Raw genomic sequence first — 21,683 nt, forward strand, 5'->3', positions numbered from 1 at the left:
AAGGGGAGAACCGTGACCTACGTGTCCGAGCGCAGCGGCGCAGGAAGTAGCCCGAGCGGCGCCGGTGGCGACCGCCAGCCCTGGACGGCGGGCACCAGCCGCACCACCCGCAAACGCTCGGTCTCGTACGCCGACGCCGGGGTGTCGATCGAGGCGGGCGACCGGGCGGTGGAGCTGCTCAAGTCCAAGGTGAGGGAGACCCGGCGGCCGGAGGTCATGGGTGACCTGGGCGGCTTCGCGGGCCTGTTCCGGCTGGACACCAAGAAGTACAAGAACCCGATCCTGGCGTCCTCCACCGACGGGGTGGGCACCAAGCTGGTCATCGCCCAGCAGCTCGACATCCACGACACGATCGGCATCGACCTGGTCGCGATGGTCGTGGACGACCTGGTGGCGTGCGGGGCCGAGCCGCTGTTCCTGCTCGACTACATCGCCACCGGCGAGGTCGTGCCGGACCGGGTCGCCGAGATCGGCGCGGGCATCGCCGACGGTTGCCGGTACGCCGGCTGCGCGCTGCTCGGTGGCGAGACCGCCGAGCACCCGGGCGTGCTGCGTCCCGACGAGTACGACGTCTCCGCCACCGGGGTCGGGGTGGTGGAGGAGAGCGAGATCCTCAGCCCGGACCGGGTCGAGGTGGGCGACGTGGTGATCGCGATGCGTTCGTCCGGGCTGCACTCCAACGGCTACTCGCTGGTGCGGCACGTGCTGCTCGGTGCCGGCCGGATGCGGTTGGACGTGGTGATCGACGACTTCGGCCGGCAGCGCACGCTCGGCGAGGAGCTGCTCACCCCGACCAAGATCTACGCGCAGGACTGCCTGAAGCTGATCACCGAGGCGGAGGTGCGCTCGATCGCCCACGTCACCGGCGGCGGCATCCCCGGCAACCTGGTCCGGGTGCTGCCCGAGCACGTCGACGCGGTGGTCAACCGGGCCACCTGGAAGCCGCAGCCGATCTTCGACCTGATCCAGTCCAAGGGCCGGATCGAGGACTCGGACATGGAGTCGACGTTCAACATGGGCGTCGGCATGTTCGCCATCGTCTCCGCCGAGGACGCCGACCGCGCGCTGGCCACCCTCGCCGGCCGGGGCGTGGACGCCTGGCAGGCCGGCGAGATCATCGAGGGCACCGGCAACGTCCAGATGGTCGGCCAGCACACCCGGGGCTGATCACCTTGCGCTGATCGGCCGAGCATCTGATCGGGGGTTCACCCGAGCGGCCATCGCCGCCTAGCCTGAAGGACACTTCGGGCAAGCGGGAGGAGGGTCGATGACTGCTCGTGTCCGGTCCGTGACGGGCATGCGGGGCGTCGCGGCGATCCCGTCGTACGTGGTGATGCAGCCGACGACGCTGTGCAACCTCGACTGCGCGTACTGCTATCTGCCGCACCGGGCGGTCGACCGGCGGATGCCGGTGGCGGTGGCCGAGGCGGTGGCCGCCGCGGTGGCCCCCTGGGCGGCGCAGGGCCGGTTCTCGGTGGTCTGGCACGGCGGGGAGCCGCTCGCCGCCGGGCGGGAGCATCTGGCCGCGCTGATCGCCCCGTTCCCCGCCGGGGTCGAGCACCATGTGCAGACCAACGCCACGTTGATCGACGACGCCTGGTGCGCGTTCTTCGTCGAGCACGGGGTGCGGGTCAGTGTGAGCGTGGACGGCCCACCCGACCGCAACGGGGAGCGGGTGACCCGGGCCGGCCGGCCGGCGTACGACCGGATCGTCCGGGGGATCGCCGCGTTGCGTCGGCACGGTCTGCCGTTCTCGGCGCTGGCGGTGGTGAGCCGGCCGACGCCGGGGCTCGCCACGGAACTGTACGACTACTTCCTCGACCTGGGTTGTGACGTCCTCGGCCTGAACATCGAGGAGACCGAGGGGGTCAACACCCGCAGCAACGCCTACGACGCGGCGACGGTGACCGGGTTCTGGGCGGAGCTGGTGTCGGCCTGGCGGCGGACACCGCGGCTGCACCTGCGGGAGGTGGAGTGGTCGTTGCGGTACGCGGCGGCGGTGCTCGACGGCGCGGAGGGTGACCTGCTGCCCCGGCAGCTCGACCCGATCCCGACGATCGGGCACGACGGCTCGGTGACCGTGCTCTCCCCCGAGCTGGCCGGCTTCTCCGACGCCCGCTACGGCGACTTCAGCAGCGGCAACGTGCTGGCCACCCCACTGGCCGAGATCCTGGCCGGGGCGGCGGGCACGGACTGGGTGGGTGAGTTCCTCACCGGTGTCGAGGCGTGCCGGTCATCCTGCCCGTACTTCGGCTTCTGCGGCGGTGGCCACGCGGCCAACCGCTACTTCGAGCAGGGGCGGTTCGACGGTACGGAGACCGAGCACTGCCGCAACAGCAAGATCCGCCTATTGGAGGGAGTGTTGGAGCATGCCCGAGACCACGAGTCACCGGTCGCCTGAGCGCGTCGGGGCTGGCACGGACCAGGTCGCCGACCGGGTGCGGGAGGCCGCTGGGGAGATCTCCGCCCTGCTCCACGAGGCTGACGCCGCGCGTCGTTCCCGGTCGGAGGCGTCGGGCGGGGAGGGTGCCGGCGCGGTGTGCGCCTGGAACCACTTCGAGAACATCCCGACCTTCTACAACTGGAACAACCGACCGCGTTGAGCCCGGCGACGACGGTTCACCGCACCGGCCGGGTAGCGGTGGCCGCCGGGATCAGGGACCGCGCCGATCGGCCGGAGCGTGCTCCGGGACGGCGGGGTCCCTGATCGTCGGTGGTAGCGCCGCTCTGGTCGGGCACATGCGTGAGCACGCGGAGAGTTGCCGCGTGCTCAATGTGACCGGAGGTCAGCGGGTCGCCGGAGCCCAGGGGTCCGGATCGTCGCCCGCATGATCCTCGTCGTCGTCGTCGACATACTCTTTGTAGTCGTCGTCGAAGTGCTGTTCGGACTTCCCACCAGCACTCGCCAATTCGCGCTGCAAGGCGGTGAGGTCGGTGTTCGGGGAGTGGTACTTCAACTCCCGGGCCACCTTTGTCTGCTTGGCCTTAGCACGGCCGCGCCCCATGGCTCGACCCCCTCGCACAGAATGCGGGGCAGCCCGAAGGCGGGCCCCGATGACGTCAGGCATCTCTCGTGGCTCTTACGGTACATGGGGATGCCACCGTTCGGCACCTCGGGTTACCGTCTGCCGGCCCTGCGCGTCGCAGTCACCCGGCCGTCACCGATTGTACCGGGTAAGGGGTGATCGCCGGAGCTGCCCATGACGCCGGTCAAACCATCCCAAAAGCCACGTAATCCCCATGCTGTCGAGCGGGTGTCCCCACCCCGGCGGCGGTCGGGCCGGGAACCCGGTGGGCCGCCGGGGGCGGTGTCCCGGGCGCGGCCGGCCGCCAGGCCCGGGACGGACGCTCACCGCAGGTGGATGGCGCGCAGCCGGCCCACCTCGGCCATCCGGCGCTCGGCCAGCCGGTCGGCCGCCACGGCCGGCGGCACCCCCTCGTCGTCGGCCAGCCGCAGGATCTGCCGGGTGGTGTCGAAGATCCGGGTGGCCCGCAGCTTCGCCCGGTCGAAGTTGAAGCCCTCGATCTCGTCCGCGACCTGGATCACACCGCCGGCGTTGACCACGTAGTCGGGGGCGTAGAGGACCCCCCGGTCGGCGAGCTGCTTCTCGATGCCCGGATGGGCGAGCTGGTTGTTGGCCGCCCCGGCGACCACCCGGGCCCGCAGCGCCGGCACGGTGTCGTCGTTGAGCGCCCCGCCCAGGGCGCACGGGGCGTACACGTCGATGTCGGCGGCGACCAGCGCGGAGGTGTCGTCGACCAGGGTGACGCCGGGATGGTTGGTCCGCGCCCACGCCAGTGCCCTCGGGTCGACGTCGGTCGCCACCACCTCGGCCCCGTCATCGACCAGGTGACCGGTCAGGTGCCGGCCGACCTTGCCGAGCCCGGCCACCCCGACCCGACGCCCGCGCAGGCTCGGGGTGCCCCACACGTGCTCGGCGGCGGCCCGCATCCCCTGGAAGACCCCCCAGGCGGTGAGGACCGACGAGTCGCCCGCGCCGCCGTGCTCCACGCTGCGGCCGGTCACGTAGCGCGTCTCCCGCGCGATCACGTCCATGTCCGCCACGAAGGTGCCGACGTCGCAGGCGGTGTAGTAGCGCCCACCCAGGGACTGCACGAACCGGCCGTACGCGCGCAGCAGCGACTCGCTCTTGAGCTGGTCCGGGTCACCCCAGATGACCGCCTTGCCGCCGCCCAGGTCCAGCCCGGCCAGGGCGTTCTTGTACGCCATCCCCCGGGACAGGTCCAGCACGTCGGCCAGTGCCGCCGCTTCGCTGGCGTACGGGTAGAACCGGGTGCCGCCGAGCGCGGGGCCCAGCGCGGTCGAGTAGATACCGATGATCGCCCTGAGGCCGCTCTGCCTGTCCTGACAGAAGACGACCTGCTCGTGACCGGCTGATCCCGGGTCGTCGGTGCTCGCGAATACGCCCATGGCACGCTCCTGTGTCGGTGTGCGCCCTCGTGGGGCGCGGACCTGGTCGGCTGCCGGCGGGGATGGTGCCGGCCCCTGACCAGCCTAGTGGCGGTCGGAGACCGTGCCGTAGCCCGACGGGCCCGGCACCGGGTCGTCCGCCGCCGACCGGCCCCGGTCCGGCCGGACCACCCGGCACCGGGTCACCTGCCGCCCGCCGGGCACCGGCCCGGCCGGGCACGACGGCGGCGGCACCGGCACCGGGTTTCGTGGGAGGATCGCGCGGTGCCGTCGCTCTTCGCTTCTTACCTGCGCGTGTACGAGCCGCTGACCGCCTTCGACCGGGACCGTCAGTCGTACTGGCGGCGCTACGTGCGGGAAGGGCGGGCGGTGGCCCCGTTGGAGGGGCCGGGCCGGCAACGGACCTCGGTCATCGCGGCGCTCGGCGCGGGCTGGACCCGGCTGCCCGACCTGCCCGACGAGGCGTACGTGCTGGAGATCGACGATGCCCTGCTGGTCTGCCCCTGGAACCTGCGGGTCCGGGTCGCCGAGGCGGCGCTGAGCGCCCGCGAAGGGGTGCCGTCGGTGATCGCCGACGCGTTCGTCCCGCCGATCCTGGCCGGGCAGGCCAAGTCGGTGGTGGAGGACTGGCGCAGCGGTGCCCGGGTGCTGGAGCACGGGGTGCCCCGGCTGCACGAGCAGATCGCCACCTGGGGCGTACCGCTGCGGTGGTTCGTGCTCTTCGAGGGGGGCGAGCGGGACCTGGTCACCCGGCCGGGGCGGCGGGCGTTGCGCTACCGGACGGAGATCTCCAGGGCCCGGCGACGGGCCTCCCGGGCGCTGTCGGTGCTGAAGAAGTCGATCGGTGAGGCGCCGATCACCGAGGCGGTGGAGGAGGCCGCCCGGTGGTTGGAGGAGTTCCACCCGCGCTCGGTGGTCGAGCTGGACTACGGCGGTCTCGTGCAGTTGCTCTCCGACGAGACGCTGGCGGGGGACGACTCGCCGGAGCTGGTGGCGACGGGTCTGGCCGGGCTCTCCCGGGGTGAGGCGGACGAGGCGTCGGCGGCCTATGACCAACTGGTTGCCAGGTGGCGGGCGATCCAGTTGCTGGAGCGGTGCAATTAGCCATAAAACGCCCAGTAACAACGCCAACCATGAGACAGTCTCGTAGTTGACGCATCACGAACCGTGATCATGAGTCCGAATAAGGTACTTTCTGCCGTGTAAAAGTCAGATAAATCGGGCATGGTTCATCCGTCCGTCTAGGGACCTTCGGCCGTTCGGCCCATGTCGGACATCGGGGACTAGCCGGACCATGGGAGACGCGTCGGCCGGCGGGACCCCGGCCGATGTCTATCCATGTGGAGGAGTGACCGATGGCATCGCGAACGCACGAACCAGAGCCGCTACTCACGCCGGCCGAGGTGGCGTCGATGTTCCGTGTCGACCCGAAGACGGTGACCCGGTGGGCCAAGGCGGGGAAGCTCAGCGCGATCCGAACCCTGGGCGGACACCGTCGGTACCGTGAGTCGGAGGTGCGGGCGTTGCTACAGGGACAGATCCCCCAGCAGCGCCAGGGGGACTGACCCGGTCAGAGCGTTTCGACCTCAGGGGCGGGCGGACGTCGCGGCAAGCGGCGACCGACCGCCCCTGAGTCATGTACGTGGTTGGTGCGGTCACCGGCCGGGCCGACGGTCACGGCCCGACGGTGACCCGGATACCGATGGTGCCCGCCTCGCCCCGGCGCAGCCGGCTGCCGAGCAGGGTCAACCGGCCCAGCAGCCGGTACTTGCGCTTGAGCAGGTCACGCACCCGGCTGCTCTCCTGCGGCCCACAGAGCACCGCGTGGCCCGGCACCGCCTCGCCCAGCGGACGGCCGCGCACGTCACAGGGGGCCACCGTCACCGTGCCGTCCCGCCGGATCCGCTTGACCTTGCCCGAGTCGGCGACCGTCCAGATCGCCAGGGTGTCGTCGTCACGGACCGCCCAGACCGGGGTGGACACCGCACGACCGTCCTTGCGGAACGTCGTCAGCAGGACGTACTTCTCCGCCGCCAGGCGGTCCAGATCGGTCACGCCGCCCAGGATACGGCGACCGCTCCCGGATAACGTGCAGGTCGTGACCGGAGAACCTCGGCTGGGCGACGTGTTCGGAGAACTGCTGCGCGACGCGTACGCGGTGCACACCGGGATCGGCCCCCGGCCGTTGGTCGGCGGACGGCTGCCCCGACCGGTCATCGAGATCATCGAACGGGACGACGGACTGGTCAACGGGGCCCCCGCCGCGCACTACCTCGACGGGCCGGAGCACTGGCAGCCGTACGACCACCGGGCCGTGGACCGGACCCGGGGGGCCACCCTGGACGTCGGCGTCGGGGGCGGGCGGATCGCGCTGGTGCTCCAGGAGCGCGGGGTGCCGGTCACCGGGCTGGACACCTCACCGGGGGCGCTGCGGGTCAGCCGGCACCGGGGGGTCCGCGACCTCGTCCTCGGCACCGTCGACGAGCACGTCGCCGATGGCCGCCGCTACGACACGTTCCTGCTGCTCGGCAACAACCTGGGGCTGATCGAGGGGCGGGAGCGGGCCCCGGCGTTCCTCGCCGCGCTCGCCGCGCTGGCCCGGCCCGGCGCGCAGGTCATCGCACACGGCACCGACCCGTACGGCACCACCGACCCGGTGCACACCGGCTACCACGAGTGGAACCGGCAGCGGGGGCGCCTCGGGGGGCAACTACGGTTGCGGCTGCGCTACCGCGAACTCGGTACCGAGTGGTTCGACTACCTGGTCTGCTCCGCCGAGGAGTTGGCCGAACTGGTCCGGGGCACCCCGTGGCGGCTGACCGACGTGGACGACCGCGACGCCCCGTACTACCTGGCCACCCTGCGGCTGGCGGGGCCCGGCGGGCGGTGATCGGGGCCCGGTGGGCGGTGAGCGGGGGCGGGGGCCCGGTCGGGCCCCCGCGTCCGGATCAGACCTGGACGGTCGGGGGAAGCGGCTCCGGGGGGAGGCCACCGTCGCCGTCGACCACCTCGTCCGGGGTGCCGTCCTCGTCGATGTCGACCATGGTGATGTCGACCTTGCCGTCGCCGTCGGTGTCGAACTGGAACAGGTCCGCCCGGCCGTCGCCGTCGGTGTCCACCACCCACACGTCGGTCTTGCCGTCGTTGTTGGTGTCGGCGCGGAGCAGGTCGACGCGCTCGTTGCCGCGCGTCTCCACGACCGCCGTGCCGTCGGTGGTGCCGCTGCCGTCCACGGTCTCCGGTGCCTGGCTCATGTCGACTGGTTCCTTCCCTTGACGTTGGCCCGTCTGTACCCGGTGCGACGATCCCCCACGCATACCGCCGGGAACGGTGCTGCATAGGGTCGCACCCATGAGCGAGCGAAGCGAGCGGTCGGGCGTGCCGGAGACCCCGCACGTCACCGTGCGCAGTGAGGGAGCGTCCATGAGTCGTCTTGTCGTCGTCGGGGCCGGCACGATGGGGCTCGGCATCGCCTACGTGGCGGCCGGCGCGGGCTACGCCGTCGAGTTGGTGGAGGTGGACCGGGGACGGGCCGAGGCTGCCGCCGTCCGCCTCGACGAGCTGTGCGCGCGGGCGGTGCAGCGGGGCAAGGCCGGTGCCGACGAGGCCGCCGCGCAGCGGGCCCGGATCACCCTGCGGGGCGCGCTCGCCGAGGTCGCCCCGGCACCGGAGGTGATCGTCGAGGCGGTCCCCGAGCGACCGGAGCTGAAGCGGTCGGTGCTCGCCGAGGCGGAGCGGCTGCGCCCGGCGCTGCTGGGCAGCAACACCTCCAGCATCCCCATCGGCGAGTTGGCCGGGGGCCTGGCCCGACCGGAGTCCTTCCTCGGGCTGCACTTCTTCAACCCGGTCTGGGCGATGGCCCTGCTGGAGGTGGTGGTCGGCGCGGCCACCGCGCCGGAGACCACCGCGGCGGCCGTCGCGCTCGCCGGCCGGCTGGGCAAGGACCCCGTCGTGGTACGCGACCTGCCCGGCTTCGCCACCTCCCGGCTCGGGGTGACCCTCGGCCTGGAGGCGATCCGGATGGTGGCCGACGGGGTGGCCGCACCCGCGGACGTGGACAAGGCGATGGTGCTCGGCTACCGGCACCCGGTCGGCCCGCTGGAGCTGACCGACCTGGTCGGGCTCGACGTGCGGCTGGACATCGCCCGCACCCTCCAGGCCGCCTACGGTGACCGGTTCGCCCCGCCACCGCTGCTGGTCGAGATGGTCGCCGCCGGGAAGCTCGGCAAGAAGTCCGGCCAGGGCTTCTACGCGTGGAAGGACGGTCGCCGGCAATGAGCGGACTGCGGGTGGAGGAGCTGCCCGACCGGGTGGTGGTGACCCTGGACCGGCCGGAGAAACGCAACGCCATCGACGCCGACCTGATCGGTGCGCTGCACGACGTCTGCGCCGCGCTGGAGGCCCGGCCGCGGCTGCTGCTGCTCACCGGCGGCACCGACGGGCTCTTCGCCGGCGGGGCCGACATCGGTCAACTGCGCGAGCGGGGCCGGCTGGACGCCCTCGCCGCGATCAACTCGGCGGCCTTCGCCCGGCTCCGGGCCCTGCCCATGCCGAGCGTGGCCGCCGTCGACGGCCCCGCGTTGGGCGGCGGCGCGGAGCTGGCGTACGCCTGCGACCTGCGGGTGTGCACGGCCCGCGCGGTCTTCGGCCAGCCGGAGGTGCGGTTGGGCATCCTGGCCGGCGCGGGGGCGACCCACCGGTTGCCGGCGCTGGTCGGCGAGGGCCGGGCCAAGGAGCTGCTGTTCACCGGCCGGCGGGTCGACGCCGACGAGGCGCTGCGGATCGGCCTGGTCAACCGGGTGGTGGCCGGACCGGCGGAGCTGCTGCCCACCGCGCACGGACTGCTCGACGAGATGGCGAAGGGTTCCGCGTTGGCGTTGCGGCTGACCAAACTGGCGGTGGACGCCCCGCCCGCCGCCCACCCGCAGCTGGACCTGGTCAGCCAGGCGGTGCTCTTCGAAGACGAGGAGAAGCACCGTCGGATGACGGACTTCCTGGAACGTCGGCGACCCCGCTGAACGGCGGTGGGGGCGGCACCACACCCGGTGCCGCCCCCACCCACGTCGCGTCAGTGCCGGATCGGTACGCCCGCGTCGGCCAGCGCCTTGATCAGCCCGGCGGACTCACCGAAGCCGATGACCAGCACCGCCTCCGGCTTGTAGTTCTTGATCTCGCCGGCCAGGCTGCCGAAGTCGACGGGCGGGGCCTTGGCGTCGGCCGGCGGCTCGTAGGTGAACAGCTTCACCCGGTCGGTGCCGAAGCCGGCCCGCTCCAGCTCGGCGCGGACGGTCTCCTGGAGGCCCTCGCCGTAGGAGTCCTTGCGGGCCACCACCACGATCTTGTGCGGTCCGTCGCGGAGGATCACGTCGGCCAGGGCCCGGCCCTGGAGGCTGTCCGGCGGGGCGGTCCGGAAGTAGAGGCCCTTGTCGTCGGCCTGGCTCAACCCGGAGTCGGTGTTGGACGGCGAAAAGAGGATCTTGCCGGCCGCCACCACGTCCGGCAGCACCGCGCTGGAGATGCCGGAGGCGGCGGCCCCGATGATGACCTGGACCTTGTCCTTGACGTGCGAGGCCACGGTGGCCTTGGCGACGGCCGGGTTGGTGCCGTCGTCACCGTCGATCCACATCACCGGGTCGCCGAGCACCCCACCGGCGGCGTTGATCTCCTTGAGTGCCAGCGCCACGCCGGCCGCCAACGGGGGGTTGGCCAGGGCCAGGTCACCGGTCTTGGGCAGCAGGCCACCGAGGATCAGCGGGGAGCCGTCGCTGCTGTCGTTGCGCCCGCCCCGCTGCTTCTTGGGCTTGGGGGCGGCCTTGGTGCTCACCCCGGACTCGTCCCCCGCACCGACGAACTCGGTCTTCGCGTCGTTGATCTTCTGGTTGTCGAAGTGCAGGGTCGCGTAGCTGGCGGTGGCCGGCTCCCCGAGGTCGGTGAAGCCGGCGCGGGTCAGCGACGGGCCGCGGTACTCGATGTCCTGGGCGTCGCGGGCCAGGGACAGGCAGCTCGCCGCGTCGGTGCAGCGCTGACCGTTGGTGGTCACCCCGACGATCTGCTTGGCGATGTCGGCCGGATCGGTGCTGCCCGCCAACTGGGCGGCCAGCGCACTGATCATGACCGCGTCGTACGACTCCGCCGCGTAGAGGTAGTCGGTCAACTTCGGGTCGATGGAACGTAGCCGCTGCTTGAAGTCGTCGGTGAGCGGCGTGAGCGGGGTGGTGCCCTTCATGCCGTCGACGAGATCCGCCCGGTCCTTCAGCTCGGCGGCGAAGGAGTTGAGCATGTTGCCGTCGGTGCCGTACAGGCGTACCTGCGGGGCAGCCGTCTCCTCGGGCTTGTCGGTCGTCCCGCAGGCGCTGGTGACGAGCAGGAACGACGCGCAGGCCGCCAGGATGGCCGCGCGCGGGCCGCGTGTAACGAGCATGGTCGTCCTTCCTCCGGCGCAGGTCCGGTGGGCACCATAGCGTGCCGACGACAACCGTGGGACCAGGGAGGCCGCCCTGGTCGCCGGCCCGACAGCGGACCGTACGCTCTGTCACGTCGGCTCAGCGGGTGGTCACCATCTCGGCGCTGTCTTCGCTTGACCTGGCGTCCTACTGTGCCGCAGGTGACCGACGTACCGGATCAGACGCTGGCCGACGCTACCGCCGTGCTCCATTCGGCGCTGACCGGGGACGGCGCCGCGGTGGCCGGCACCTTCGACGCCGTGGTGGACCGGTCCGGCCTCGCCGGTGCCTACACGGTCGCCTGGACGCTGGCCGCCACCATGGTCGGCGACCCGCCACCGCCGGGCACCTGCGCGTTGGACTTCCCGGGCATCGACGACGCGGGGTACGACACCCGCTGGGTGGCCCGCTTCGTCAGCGCGTACGCCAACCACGACGCCGACACCGGTGAGGCGCTGTTCGGGGCGGCGGTCGCCGACGGGCAGCTGCCGGACTGCCTGCTCACCCTCGCCGGTTCGACCGTGGCGACCCTGCGCAGTCGGGCCGGTTGACGGCGCGACGCCCGTGCGGACGCCGCGCCGGCCGGCTCAGTACGCGTGGTACGCCACCAGCGGCTCGTACTCGTAGCGCAGGTTGGTGAAGCGGACCTTGAAGTTCGCGCCGTCGCGCACGTTGGTGGCGACGGTGATCCAGTCGGACTTCGCCGGCAGGTAGGTCAGGTAGTTGCACTTGTTGGTCTTGTCGATGAAGACCACACACGCCTCGGTGCCGAACTCGCTGCTGTTCTTGACGTTGACGTCCTTGCACCTGGTGCTCGCCTTGTACGGCCCGGCGTCCCCGCCCCACCCGCCGACCTGGAAGTACGACCGGACCGCCCCGCCATAGCAGGTGGCGGCCGACGCGGAGAGGTTCGCCTCCGGGGCGGCCTGGGCGGGTGTGCCGAACCAGAGCAGGGGCAGGGTGGCGGTGAGCGCGGTCAGGCGGGCGGTCCGGGATGCCATGGTGGTGCCTCCAGGGAAGAGGGGCGGACCCTGCGTCGTGCACAGGGTGCGGTGAGTGGCGATGATATCTGTCGATCTCTGATCCCGCTGTGACACAACCGTGAACCTTTTGTGGTACCTGTGACCCATGTCCGAGGCGATGCTCAGCAAGGTGCGGAAGCTGTTGGCCCAGGCAGAGGACGCCGCCTGCACCCCCGCCGAAGCGGCCGCCTTCACCGCCAAGGCCACCGAACTGATCGCCCGCTACGGCGTCGACCGCGCCCTGCTGGCCGCCCGCGACCCCACCACCGACCCGGTCGGCGACCGGCTGGTCGACGTCGTCGCCCCGTACGCCCGGGACAAGGCCGGGCTGCTCGCGGCGGTGGCCGACCCGCTGCGCTGCCGCTGCATACGCCGACCCGCCGGCACCGGCTTCGCGCTGCACCTGTTCGGCTTCGCCAGCGACCTGGAACGGGTCGACCTGCTCTTCACCTCGCTGCTGGTGCAGGCCGCGCACGGCCTCGCCGGTACCGTGGTCCCACCCGGCGAACACCCGGCGGCGTTCCGGCGCTCCTGGCTGGCCGGCTTCGCCCGGGTGATCGCCGAACGGCTCCGGGCCGCCGAGGCGGGCGCGGTGGCGCAAGACGGCACCCCGTCGGTCGCACTGGTGCTGGCCGACCGTTCCGACCGGGTGGCCCGCCGGGTCACCGAGGTCTATCCCCGGCTGCGGACCGCGCCCACCCGCCGGCTCGCCGGCTCCGGGTTCGGCGCGGGGGAGGCGGCCGGCCAACGGGCCGACCTCGGGGGGCCCGACGCGGTGCACGCCCCGACCACCCCACCCCACCCCGGACTCCCCGGACGGTGAACACCGGTGGGGTCAGTGCGGGCCCGGGGCGGCGCCGGTGAGGGTGGCGAGGTAGCGGCCGAGCAACTCGTGCCAGCCGGCCGTCAACGCCGCACGGTAGCCCTCGGCGGCCTCACCGTGCCGGTCGAAGTGCCGGTGCTCCAGCTCGATGCGGGTGCGCCCCGACTCGTCCGGCAGGAACAGCACCTCCACCTCGCTGGCGCGCGCCGGGTCGGGCACCGGGAGCCGGTCGGGGCCGAGTTGCCAGGTGAAGACGAGCCGCCGTGGCGGGTCCCAGGTGAGCACCCGGCCCCAGTCGCCCCGGAAGCCGTACGGGCCGATCTCGTAGAGCATGCCGCCGGCCCGGGGCTCCATCCCCAGCTCGGCGAGCGCCGCCGGGCCGGACCAGGTGTACTCCCGGACCCACCAGTCGGCCAGTGAGCCGGTGAAGACCGCGAAGGCCTGCTCGGCGGTGGCGGGGACGAGGAGCGTGGAGCGCAACGAATACCGGTCGACGTCCTGATGGACGCCCTCCGGATTCGCCTTCTCCTGCCCCATAGGCCCGGACCATACCGGCTGATGAGGCGCTCTGCAGCCTCGCGTACTGGCCCCTTCCGGACAATGGACATGGACCGGGCGCGGTTGGGCATCACCGGGCGGGAACGGGCTCGGGTGACGGCCACCGTGCAGCCGCGAAGCGGACGGCCCGCGACTGCGCGACAGGGACACCGTGCCCGGCGGCTACCGGGGCGCGGTGGTCGCGGGGGGAGGTCTCGATCGGCACAGGGCCAGATCGCGGGTGCAGCTACCCGGGGTCGGGGCGGCGGTGGGCTGCCGGTGGGCATTCCGGCCGGAACGGGGGCAGGCCGGGTGGGCGCCGCGTCTGGGCCGGATACACGAAAACGGTGACCGCGTTTCCGCAGGTCACCGCTCTCTGTAGCCCGGCGAAAGGCTATGTGGCCAGGGGCGGGGTCGAACCGCCGACCTTCCGATTTTCAGTCGGACGCTCGTACCAACTGAGCTACCTGGCCTGGTGCTTCGGGACATGTTACCCGGAGGGCGGGTTCTCCGCCGACAGGGTGACACGTCCCGATACGCAGAACGCCGCGCAATGGTGCACGCGGCGTCGGCGCTGGCGGTCCTGACGGGACTTGAACCCGCGACCTCCGCCTTGACAGGGCGGCGAGCACTCCAACTGCTCCACAGGACCTAGCTTTGTTGCCTCCGGCTGGGCCGGATCGTGCCCCCAACGGGATTCGAACCCGTGCTACCGCCTTGAAAGGGCGGCGTCCTGGGCCGCTAGACGATGAGGGCGGCCCCGCCATCATTGCACACTCGCAACTTCAAGCGGACTTGCTCCCATCCGGCCCCGCCGGAGGCATGAGAAGCATATGCCATGCCCCGGCGGTCGACCAAACCGGTATGCCCGCCGGGGTGCGGCCCGGCAAAGTAGCAGGTCAGCGAGGTGGTGCGATGCCGAAACGGCGCTTGAGGTCGCCGATGACCTGCGGCACGGCGCCCAGGGTGCGGCTCCGGTCACCCCCGCCGTCGTGCATCAGCACCACCGCACCGGGGCGGGAGGCGCTCCTGATCCGCCCGGAGATCACCCCGGAAGTGGGCTTCGCCCAGTCCTGGGGGTCGACGGTCCAGTGCAGCGACCGCATGCCGAGTTCCTTGGCGACCTGCACCACCTCGGGCGTCCACCGGCCACCGGGCTGCCGGTAGAACGGCACCTTCGCGCCCGGAACGGCCTTGGTGATGGCCTGGTTGGTGCGCACCAGGTCGGCCCGGATGTCGGCGACCGGCCGGCGACCCAGGTCGACGTCGTGGTGCCAGCTGTGGTTGCAGAGCTGGTGCCCCTCGCGGACGATCCGGGCCACCAGCTCCGGGTGCTTGCGGACCTGGGTGCCGACCACGCAGAACGTCGCCTTGACCTTCGCCGCCCGGAGCTGGTTGAGCACCTTCGGCGTCCAGGTCGGGTCGGGTCCGTCGTCGAAGGTCAGCGCCACCGCGCGTACCCCGGTCGCCTTACGCAATCCGGCGGGCAGCGTCTTGGGCTTGGGCCGCAGCCGGGGCTTCGGCTTCTTGGTCGGCGGCGGCGTCGGCACCGGGGTCTGGGCCGGCTCGGGTGCGGAGGTCGTCGGGGCGGGCGCGGCGGCCGGCCGGACGTGCCGGGGCTTGTCTCCACAGCCGGCGACCAGCAGGAGCAGACCCAGGACAACCGCCAGGACGGGGCGTGAACGCATCGTCACTCCGAGGGATGGGGGTACGCGGACGGCCCCGACGGTAGTTCACGAAAGCGAAATATGTCAGGCCAGGTCGGTCCCGGTGGACTGGTCCAACGAATCCCGGACGGCCAGCGCGAGCGACACCGCCTCGGCCAGGTCGACCGGTCGGACCACTCCGGCGGGCAGGGTGTCGGCCCGCCAGCCCGGCCCGGCGGCGAGCACCAGCAGCGGTCGGCGGGGCACCGCGAGCAGGGCGGAGAGCTGCCCCGGATCGGCGGTGGGGCGGGTGTGCGACCAGACCACCACGGCCGCCGGCCCGGTCCGGTTGACCGCCTCGACCAGCGCGGCCACCGGCACCCGGGCGCCGAGCATCCGGTACGCCACCCCCGCCTCGGCCAGCGCCGCGGCGAGCGCCTCCAGGGGCAGGGTGTGCTGCTCCTCGTCGGCGCAGGACAGCAGGATGCGGGCCGGCCCGGTGGCCCGGCCGGAGCGGGCGACGGCGGCGAACGCCTCGGAGACGCACCGGGACATCAGGTGCTCCACGTCGATCAGGCCGGCGGTGGCCACGAACCGCTCACCGATGCCGGCCAGCACCGGCCGGAGCAGCCCCTCCCAGGTGGCGATCACCCCGTCGGTGGCCAGCGCCTGGGAGATGGTGTCGCCGATCGCCGCCGCGTCCAGTCGCATCGCGGCGCGGGCCAGCCCCCGGGCCGCCGGTCCCGCCCGGCCGACGGGGATGGCCTGTCCGCCGCCGTCCCGGCTGGCCCCGGCCGGCAGGCGTACCGCGGTGCCGGGGCTCTGCTTCGCCCAGCGGGCCGCCTCCGCCGGGCTGACCCCCTCGGCGGTGAGCTTCCGCATGATCTCCAGGCGGGCCAGGTCGGCCGGGGTGTAGCGCCGGTGGTGACCGGGGACGTGCTCGCTCGGGCCGAGGCCGTAGCGCTGGTGCCAGGTACGCAGGGTGGTGACCGCCACGCCGAGCCGGCGTGCCACGGCCCCCGCGCTCAGCGGCTCAGCGACCACCCGACCGCTCCGACGCGTCGTCCACCCGGCGGCCGGACGGTATTGCGGAGCCGGCGGCGGGACCCCCGGCGGGAGCCTCGGGACCCCCGGCGGGAGCATTGGGGTCGGCGACGGCAGGAGCGTCGGGGCCGGTGGTGGTCGGGGCCGGCCGGAGCAGTCGGCTCACCACGCCACCGAGCCAGGGGGCGTACGGGCGCGGGTCGGCGTCGATCTCGGTCATCAACCGGGTCGGGTCGACCCAGCGCAGCTCGGCCACCTCGTCCGGGTCCGGCCGCAGGGTGAGTGCGGCCGGCACGTCGGCCCGCAGCACGTGGTCGTACTCGAACTCGACCCGACCGGTGGCCGGGTCCTCGGCGTAGTAGAGGTAGACGCCGACCTCGGTCAGCGACACCGGCCCGGCGCCCAGCTCCTCGGCGAGCCGGCGGTTGGCGGCCTCCGCCAGTGACTCGGCCGGCAGCGGGTGCCCGCAGCACGAGTTGGCCCAGCGCAGCGGGAACCGGGTCTTGACCGGGGCCCGCTGCTGCAGGAGGACCCGGCCGTCCGGGTCGACCAGCAGCACCGAGAAGGCCCGGTGCAGGCGACCGGGTGCCTGGTGGGCGGCGGCGACGGTGGTTTCGCCGAGCACCCGTCCGGTGTCGTCGACCAGCTCGACGAGGTGAGCCTCCCGGGATTTCACGCGGTCACCGACCCGCGCCGGTGATGCGGTTGGCGGCCAGCTTGCCGGAGATCAGCACCATCGGCACACCGACACCGGGCTGGGTGCCGGAGCCGGTGAAGACCACGTTGGGCAGGCTGCGGTGCAGGTTGGACGGGCGGAACGGCCCGGTCTGGAAGAGGCTGTGCGCGGCGGCGAACGGCGTACCGGCGGCCATTCCCTGCTCCTCCCACTCGGCGGGGGTGATCGTACGCAACACCTCGATGCCGGCGCCGAACCCGACGTACCCGCGCTCCTCCAGCGTGGCGACGAGCTGGTCGGCGTAGCGCCGGCTCAGGTCGCCCCGCCAGTCGAACGGGGCCCGGTCGAGGTTGGGCACCGGGGCCAGCACGTAGTAGGTGTGCCGGCCGTCCGGGGCGACCGACGGGTCGGTCCGGCTCGGGTTGGTGACCAGCAGCGACGGGTCGCTCATCAGCTCGCCGCGCCTGATCACCTCGTCGAAGGTGCCTTTCCAGGACCGTCCGAAGTGGATGTTGTGATGAGCGATCTTCCCATACCCCTGCGTCGATCCGACGTGCAGGACCACGCAGGACGGCGAGTAGGTCAGCTTCCGCTGCCGACCCTCGGGGAGCAGGTCGCGGTAGGCGACCGGCAGGTCCGGGTTGAGCACCACCACGTCGGCCGGGATCAGCTCGCAGTCGGCGGTGACCACGCCGGTGGCCCGGCCGTTGGCGGTCTCCACCCGGGCGACGGTGGTGTCGTAGCGGATCTGGACGCCGTGCTTCTCGGCCGCGCCGGCCATCCCCTTGGAGACGGCGTGGATGCCGCCGCGCGGGAAGTAGACCCCGGCCACCGAGTCGAGGTACGCGATGACGCTGTAGATGGCCAGCGCGTCGTGCGGCGAGAGCCCGGCGTACATCGCCTGGAAGGAGAAGATCCGCTGGGTACGCGGGTCGGAGAAGAACTGGTTGATCTTGGTTTGGAGTCGCCGGAACGCCCCGTTCGCCAGCAACTTCAGCAGGTTGCCGGTGAGCAGGTCGGTCGGGGCGTCCAGGTTGCGGTCGATGAAGTCGGCCCGTTCCCAGTTCCACAGGTTGCGGGCGTAGTCGACGAACCGGAGGTAGCCGTCGGCCTCGCGGGGGCCGCAGACCCGGGAGATCTCGGCCGCCATCCGGGTGGTGTCGGTGATCACGTCCAGGGTGGAGCCGTCCGGGTAGTAGGCCCGGTAGGCGGGGTCGACCGGGGTCAGGTCGAGCCAGTCGTGCAGCTCCTCGCCGACCGCACCGAGCGCCTCGGCGATCAGGTCGGGCATGGTGAGCACGGTGGGGCCGGTGTCGAACTCGTACCCGTCGACGCTGAGCCGACCGGCCCGTCCGCCCGGCACCGGCTCGCGTTCCAGCACGGTCACCTGCCGGCCGCTGCCGGCCAGGTGCAGCGCGCACGCCAGGCCGCCCAGGCCCGCGCCCACGACCACCACCCGGTCCGTACGTCCCGTCACGGTCCGCACGCGACCACCTCCTTCAGAAAGTTGCCCATCATGCCCGCCGCGTCGCGGCGGCGGTGGCGAGACCGGTCAGCGCGGTGCGCGCCGTCTCGTCGATCGACGCGGTCTCCAACGCGGCGAGCGCGTCGGTGACCCGGTCGGAGATCATGCGCTCGACCCGGCCGACCGCTCCGGTGTCGGCGACGATGTCGGCCAGCCGGGCGACCTCGCGGATGCCGACGGCGGTGCCGGCCCGCTCCAACGCCCGCCGCTGGCCGCCGGTGGCGAGTTGGCGGGCGAGCATCAGCAGCACCGTCGGCTTGCCGGTGCGCAGGTCGTCGCCGGCCGGCTTGCCGGTCGCCGCCGGGTCACCGTAGACGCCGAGCAGGTCGTCGCGGAGCTGGAACGCCTCGCCGACGGCCAGCCCGTAGCGGGTGTACGCGGCGATCAGCGGCGCGTCGGGCTCGGTGCCGGCCAGGCAGGCGCCGAAGAGCAGCGGACGCTGGACGGTGTAGCTGGCCGTCTTGTAGCGGGCCACCCGCAGCGCCCGGTCCACCGACCAGTTCGCCGCGTCGTTCTCGCCGAGCACGTCGAGGTACTGCCCGGCGATGGTCTCGACGCGCATCTGGTCGTAGCAGCGCCGCACCTCCAGCATCCGGGCCGGCGGCACGGTGGCGTGGGCGAGCAGCCGGTCCGCCCAGACCAGGCAGAGGTCGCCGATGAGGACGGCAACCGACTCACCGAACCGACCCGGATCGCCGGTGTGTCCGGCGGTGACGTGCCGGGCGGCGGCGGCCCGGTGCACGGTGGGCAGGCCCCGTCGGGTGTCCGAGGCGTCCATCACGTCGTCGTGCACCAGGGCGAAGGTGTGCAGCAGTTCCAGGGCGGCCAGCGCGGGCAGCACGGTGGGCAGTGGCGCGTCGCCGCCCACCACGCCCCGCCAGCCCCAGTAGGCGAAGGTCGGGCGGACCCGCTTGCCGCCGGCCAGCACGCAGTCGCGTGCCGTCGCGGCGAAACCGCCCATCGCTGCGTCGATCTCGGTCAGCGTGTCGACCTCGCGGGCGAGGAACGCCGACAGGGTGCCGTCGACGTCGTCGACCAGGTCACGGGCGAAGGCGGCCAGTACGCCGTGGACCGGATCGTCCGTCGCTCCCGGCTGTGCCGGCGCGACGCGGAGCGCGTTACCCGCAACTGCGTCGTTGGCCATGGGGGCGAGCGTACCCTAGGGTTACGAGTTGCGTCGATTGCTGCGTCGAATCAGAGGAGGCCCGGTGGACACCGATCTCACCGCTGCCTATGCCCGCTGCCAGGAGCTGCACAGACACCACGGGCGCACCTACTATCTCGCCACCCGGCTGCTCCCCGCATGGAAACGCCGACACGTGCACGCCCTGTACGGGTTCACCCGCTACGCCGACGAGATCGTGGACCGCACCGAGGACCTGCCCCCCGCCGAGCGGGCCGCCCGGCTGGACGCCTGGGGTTCCCGCTTCGTCGCCGGCCTGCACGGTGAGCCGGTCGACGACCCGCTGCTGCCGGCGGTGCTGCACACCATCGCCGTGTTCGACCTGGACCGGACCGACTTCGCGTCGTTCCTGCGCAGCATGGCGATGGACCTGACCGTCATGTCGTACCCGACCTACGACGACCTGCTCGACTACATGGAGGGCTCGGCGGCGGTCATCGGCACCATGATGCTGCCCATCCTCGGCAGCTCCGACCCGGTCGCCGCCCGGGAACCGGCCCGGCAGCTCGGGTTCGCCTTCCAGCTGACCAACTTCATCCGGGACGTCGCCGAGGACCTCGACCGGGGCCGCACCTACCTGCCCGACGAGGACCTCGCCAAGTTCAACGTCACCCGCGAGGACCTGCTCGCCGCCCAGGCCGCCGGCCACAGCACCGACAAGATCCGCGACCTGATCGAGTACGAGGTGACCCGCGCCCAGGCCCACTACGCCGCCGCCGCGCCGGGCATCACCCTGCTCGCCCCCGCCTCCCAGGCGTGCATGCGCACCGCCTACGCCCTCTACGGCGGCATCCTCGACGAGGTCGCCGCCCAGGACTACGACGTGTTCGTCAAGCGGGCCGTGGTGCCCCAGCGGCGACGGCTGGCGGTGGCGGCGAAGGCCCTGCTGACCCGTACCGGCACCCCGGTCGTGGTGCCCGGCCCGGCCCTGACGTGAGCGGCCGTACGGCGGTGGTGTTGTTCACCCGCGACCTGCGGGTGCACGACCACCCGGCGCTGGCGACGGCCTGCGCCGCCTTCGACCGGGTGGTGCCGCTGTACGTCCTCGACCCGACGTTGGCCGACCACTCGCCCAACCGCACCCGGTTCCTGCACCAGTGCCTCGCCGAGCTGCGGGACACCCTGCGCGGGCTCGGCGGTGACCTGGTGATCCGCCGGGGTGACCCGGTGGCCGAGGCGGTCCGGGTGGCCCGGGAGGTGGGTGCCGAGGGCATCGGCCTGTCCGCCGACGTCAGCCGCTACGCCCACCGCCGGGAACGCCGGCTGCGCGCCGAGTGCGACCGGCACCGGCTCGCCCTGCGGCTCTTCCCCGGCGTCACGATCGTCGAGCCGGGGGCACTGCGACCCGGCGGCGGCGACCACTACCGGGTGTTCACCCCCTACCACCGGGTCTGGTCGGTGGCGCAGTGGCGCGAGGAGCTGGCCGCGCCCCGGCGGGTCACCCTGCCCGACGGGGTTGCGGTCGGCCGGCTGCCGGCCCTGCCGAAGGGCGAGTCGCCGCAGGCCGCGGTCGGCGGCGAGACCGTCGGGCAGCGCCGGCTCACGCAGTGGTTGCCGACCCTGCGCCGGTACGACGACATCCACGACGACCTGGCCGGTGACGAGACCTCCCGGCTCAGCCCGTACCTGCGGTTCGGTTGCCTGTCCCCGCTGGCGGTGGCGAACCGGGCCGACGACCGGGGGCACCCGTTCGTCAGGCAGCTCTGCTGGCGGGACTTCTACCACCAGGTCACCGCCGCCTTCCCGGAGATCGCGGCGAAGGCGTACCGGCGCGGGGCCACCGAGGACTGGCGGTACGACGCGGCGGCGCTGACCGCCTGGACCGAGGGTCGGACCGGAATGCCGATCGTGGACGCCGGGATGCGCCAACTGCACGCCGAGGGGTGGATGCACAACCGGGCCCGGCTGATCACCGCCGGCTACCTGACCAAGGTGCTCGGCCTGGACTGGCGGCCCGGTCTCGCGGTCTTCTCCCGCTGGCTGCTCGACGGGGACGTGCCCGACAACTCCGGCAACTGGCAGTGGGTGGCCGGCACCGGCAACGACAGCCGCCCCTACCGCGGGCTCAACCCGGTCCGCCAGGCCGAACGCTACGACCCCGACGGCGGGTACGTGCGTCGTTGGGTGCCCGAGCTGGCGGCGGTGGCCGGCAAGGCCGTGCACCAGCCGTGGCGGCTGCCCGCCGAGGTGCGACGCACCCTCGACTACCCGCCGCCGCTGGAGGTGCCCGACGCCGACCCGGTCTGGCTGCGCTGAGGTCTGGTCCGTCGGCCGGGTCGGCGGTGCCGGGCCGCTTGCGCCGGGCCGGGTCCCGGGCGGTGCGGGGTCGGGTCCGGCGGTGCGGGGCCAGGG

Annotated in this window: 24 protein-coding genes and 3 tRNA genes; 12 read left to right on the forward strand and 15 right to left on the reverse strand. The window is 72.8% G+C overall.

From position 1 onward, the window contains the following. Window positions 1–12: 12 nt before the first annotated feature. The 3 genes from purM (at window position 13) to amcA (ending at window position 2,603) form a co-directional block, all read left to right on the forward strand. On the forward strand, window positions 13–1,167 hold the full coding sequence (gene purM, locus JQN83_RS02440; protein WP_208565352.1) for a phosphoribosylformylglycinamidine cyclo-ligase: 1,155 nt from the start codon (window positions 13–15) through the stop codon (window positions 1,165–1,167). A 130-nt stretch (window positions 1,168–1,297) separates the two neighbouring features. After that, window positions 1,298–2,401, forward strand: a complete 1,104-nt coding sequence (amcB, locus tag JQN83_RS02445; protein ID WP_307799011.1) for a cyclophane-forming radical SAM peptide maturase AmcB — start codon at window positions 1,298–1,300, stop codon at window positions 2,399–2,401. Beyond that, window positions 2,370–2,603 carry a multiple cyclophane-containing RiPP AmcA gene (amcA, locus tag JQN83_RS02450; protein ID WP_208565354.1) on the forward strand — a complete coding sequence of 78 codons (234 nt, stop codon included), beginning with the start codon at window positions 2,370–2,372 and terminating at the stop codon, window positions 2,601–2,603. The genes amcB and amcA overlap by 32 nt, the downstream gene beginning before the upstream one ends. Before the next feature lie 183 nt (window positions 2,604–2,786). Here the strand turns inward: amcA and JQN83_RS02455 are convergent, their stop codons facing one another. Both JQN83_RS02455 and JQN83_RS02460 read right to left on the reverse strand, forming a co-directional pair. Next, entirely contained in the window at window positions 2,787–3,005 is a 219-nt protein-coding gene (locus JQN83_RS02455; protein WP_208565355.1) for a DUF3073 domain-containing protein, read from the reverse strand. Between the two features lie 344 nt (window positions 3,006–3,349). Continuing rightward, window positions 3,350–4,432 carry a Glu/Leu/Phe/Val family dehydrogenase gene (locus JQN83_RS02460; protein WP_208565356.1) on the reverse strand — a complete coding sequence of 361 codons (1,083 nt, stop codon included), beginning with the start codon at window positions 4,430–4,432 and terminating at the stop codon, window positions 3,350–3,352. A 264-nt stretch (window positions 4,433–4,696) separates the two neighbouring features. On the opposite strand from JQN83_RS02460, the gene JQN83_RS02465 reads away from it, so the two are divergent. Then, on the forward strand, window positions 4,697–5,536 hold the full coding sequence (locus tag JQN83_RS02465) for a DUF8083 family protein (RefSeq protein WP_208565357.1): 840 nt from the start codon (window positions 4,697–4,699) through the stop codon (window positions 5,534–5,536). A gap of 251 nt (window positions 5,537–5,787) precedes the next feature. Next, window positions 5,788–5,997, forward strand: coding sequence for a BldC family transcriptional regulator (locus tag JQN83_RS02470; protein ID WP_007073996.1), 210 nt, complete (start codon window positions 5,788–5,790; stop codon window positions 5,995–5,997). A 109-nt stretch (window positions 5,998–6,106) separates the two neighbouring features. Here the strand turns inward: JQN83_RS02470 and JQN83_RS02475 are convergent, their stop codons facing one another. Beyond that, on the reverse strand, window positions 6,107–6,487 hold the full coding sequence (locus JQN83_RS02475) for a PPOX class F420-dependent oxidoreductase (protein WP_208565358.1): 381 nt from the start codon (window positions 6,485–6,487) through the stop codon (window positions 6,107–6,109). 43 nt (window positions 6,488–6,530) lie between these two features. Between JQN83_RS02475 and JQN83_RS02480 the strand changes: the two genes are divergently transcribed. After that, the gene (locus tag JQN83_RS02480) at window positions 6,531–7,322 is read left to right on the forward strand and encodes a class I SAM-dependent methyltransferase (protein WP_208565359.1); all 792 of its coding nucleotides are present in this window, start codon (window positions 6,531–6,533) and stop codon (window positions 7,320–7,322) included. A gap of 58 nt (window positions 7,323–7,380) precedes the next feature. Here JQN83_RS02480 and JQN83_RS02485 read toward each other — a convergent pair whose 3' ends face one another. Beyond that, a complete protein-coding gene (locus JQN83_RS02485) occupies window positions 7,381–7,686 on the reverse strand; it encodes a hypothetical protein (RefSeq protein ID WP_208565360.1) in 306 nt (101 codons plus the stop codon). Between the two features lie 169 nt (window positions 7,687–7,855). Between JQN83_RS02485 and JQN83_RS02490 the strand changes: the two genes are divergently transcribed. Both JQN83_RS02490 and JQN83_RS02495 read left to right on the forward strand, forming a co-directional pair. Further along, window positions 7,856–8,710, forward strand: coding sequence for a 3-hydroxyacyl-CoA dehydrogenase family protein (locus JQN83_RS02490; RefSeq protein ID WP_208565815.1), 855 nt, complete (start codon window positions 7,856–7,858; stop codon window positions 8,708–8,710). Then, window positions 8,707–9,450 (forward strand): enoyl-CoA hydratase/isomerase family protein, encoded by a 744-nt coding sequence (locus JQN83_RS02495; protein ID WP_208565361.1) that lies wholly within the window; start codon window positions 8,707–8,709, stop codon window positions 9,448–9,450. The genes JQN83_RS02490 and JQN83_RS02495 overlap by 4 nt, the downstream gene beginning before the upstream one ends. 50 nt (window positions 9,451–9,500) lie before the next feature. On the opposite strand, the gene JQN83_RS02500 is transcribed toward JQN83_RS02495, so the two are convergent. Next, the gene (locus tag JQN83_RS02500) at window positions 9,501–10,853 is read right to left on the reverse strand and encodes an ABC transporter substrate-binding protein (RefSeq protein ID WP_208565362.1); all 1,353 of its coding nucleotides are present in this window, start codon (window positions 10,851–10,853) and stop codon (window positions 9,501–9,503) included. Window positions 10,854–11,036: 183 nt separating this feature from the next. Between JQN83_RS02500 and JQN83_RS02505 the strand changes: the two genes are divergently transcribed. Then, complete coding sequence (locus tag JQN83_RS02505) at window positions 11,037–11,426, forward strand: hypothetical protein (RefSeq protein ID WP_208565363.1); 390 nt, start codon at window positions 11,037–11,039, stop codon at window positions 11,424–11,426. Window positions 11,427–11,462: 36 nt separating this feature from the next. On the opposite strand, the gene JQN83_RS02510 is transcribed toward JQN83_RS02505, so the two are convergent. Next, a complete protein-coding gene (locus JQN83_RS02510; protein WP_208565364.1) occupies window positions 11,463–11,876 on the reverse strand; it encodes a hypothetical protein in 414 nt (137 codons plus the stop codon). 127 nt (window positions 11,877–12,003) lie between these two features. Between JQN83_RS02510 and JQN83_RS02515 the strand changes: the two genes are divergently transcribed. Next, window positions 12,004–12,720: a DUF2786 domain-containing protein gene (locus JQN83_RS02515; RefSeq protein ID WP_208565365.1), complete on the forward strand. Its 717-nt coding sequence runs from the start codon at window positions 12,004–12,006 to the stop codon at window positions 12,718–12,720. Between the two features lie 12 nt (window positions 12,721–12,732). Here the strand turns inward: JQN83_RS02515 and JQN83_RS02520 are convergent, their stop codons facing one another. The 9 genes from JQN83_RS02520 to JQN83_RS02560 form a co-directional block, all read right to left on the reverse strand. Next, window positions 12,733–13,257 (reverse strand): SRPBCC family protein, encoded by a 525-nt coding sequence (locus JQN83_RS02520; RefSeq protein WP_208565366.1) that lies wholly within the window; start codon window positions 13,255–13,257, stop codon window positions 12,733–12,735. A gap of 399 nt (window positions 13,258–13,656) precedes the next feature. Beyond that, window positions 13,657–13,730, reverse strand: a tRNA-Phe gene (locus JQN83_RS02525). Window positions 13,731–13,832: 102 nt separating this feature from the next. Beyond that, window positions 13,833–13,909, reverse strand: a tRNA-Asp gene (locus tag JQN83_RS02530). 31 nt (window positions 13,910–13,940) lie between these two features. Beyond that, window positions 13,941–14,013: transfer RNA gene (locus JQN83_RS02535), tRNA-Glu, on the reverse strand. Between the two features lie 143 nt (window positions 14,014–14,156). After that, the gene (locus tag JQN83_RS02540; RefSeq protein WP_208565367.1) at window positions 14,157–14,945 is read right to left on the reverse strand and encodes a polysaccharide deacetylase family protein; all 789 of its coding nucleotides are present in this window, start codon (window positions 14,943–14,945) and stop codon (window positions 14,157–14,159) included. A gap of 63 nt (window positions 14,946–15,008) precedes the next feature. Then, complete coding sequence (locus tag JQN83_RS02545; RefSeq protein WP_208565368.1) at window positions 15,009–15,947, reverse strand: MerR family transcriptional regulator; 939 nt, start codon at window positions 15,945–15,947, stop codon at window positions 15,009–15,011. Beyond that, on the reverse strand, window positions 15,937–16,623 hold the full coding sequence (idi, locus tag JQN83_RS02550; RefSeq protein ID WP_208565369.1) for an isopentenyl-diphosphate Delta-isomerase: 687 nt from the start codon (window positions 16,621–16,623) through the stop codon (window positions 15,937–15,939). The genes JQN83_RS02545 and idi overlap by 11 nt, the downstream gene beginning before the upstream one ends. A 4-nt stretch (window positions 16,624–16,627) precedes the next feature. Further along, on the reverse strand, window positions 16,628–18,109 hold the full coding sequence (gene crtI, locus JQN83_RS02555) for a phytoene desaturase family protein (RefSeq protein ID WP_208565370.1): 1,482 nt from the start codon (window positions 18,107–18,109) through the stop codon (window positions 16,628–16,630). Between the two features lie 28 nt (window positions 18,110–18,137). Beyond that, a complete protein-coding gene (locus tag JQN83_RS02560) occupies window positions 18,138–19,292 on the reverse strand; it encodes a polyprenyl synthetase family protein (protein ID WP_208565371.1) in 1,155 nt (384 codons plus the stop codon). Between the two features lie 64 nt (window positions 19,293–19,356). Between JQN83_RS02560 and JQN83_RS02565 the strand changes: the two genes are divergently transcribed. After that, window positions 19,357–20,268: a phytoene/squalene synthase family protein gene (locus JQN83_RS02565; RefSeq protein ID WP_208565372.1), complete on the forward strand. Its 912-nt coding sequence runs from the start codon at window positions 19,357–19,359 to the stop codon at window positions 20,266–20,268. Then, window positions 20,265–21,587, forward strand: a complete 1,323-nt coding sequence (locus JQN83_RS02570) for a cryptochrome/photolyase family protein (RefSeq protein WP_208565373.1) — start codon at window positions 20,265–20,267, stop codon at window positions 21,585–21,587. The genes JQN83_RS02565 and JQN83_RS02570 overlap by 4 nt, the downstream gene beginning before the upstream one ends. Window positions 21,588–21,683 lie beyond the last annotated feature (96 nt).

Origin of the sequence: Micromonospora antibiotica (genome assembly GCF_017599305.1) — a bacterium.
In the GTDB taxonomy this organism is placed as follows: domain Bacteria; phylum Actinomycetota; class Actinomycetes; order Mycobacteriales; family Micromonosporaceae; genus Micromonospora; species Micromonospora antibiotica.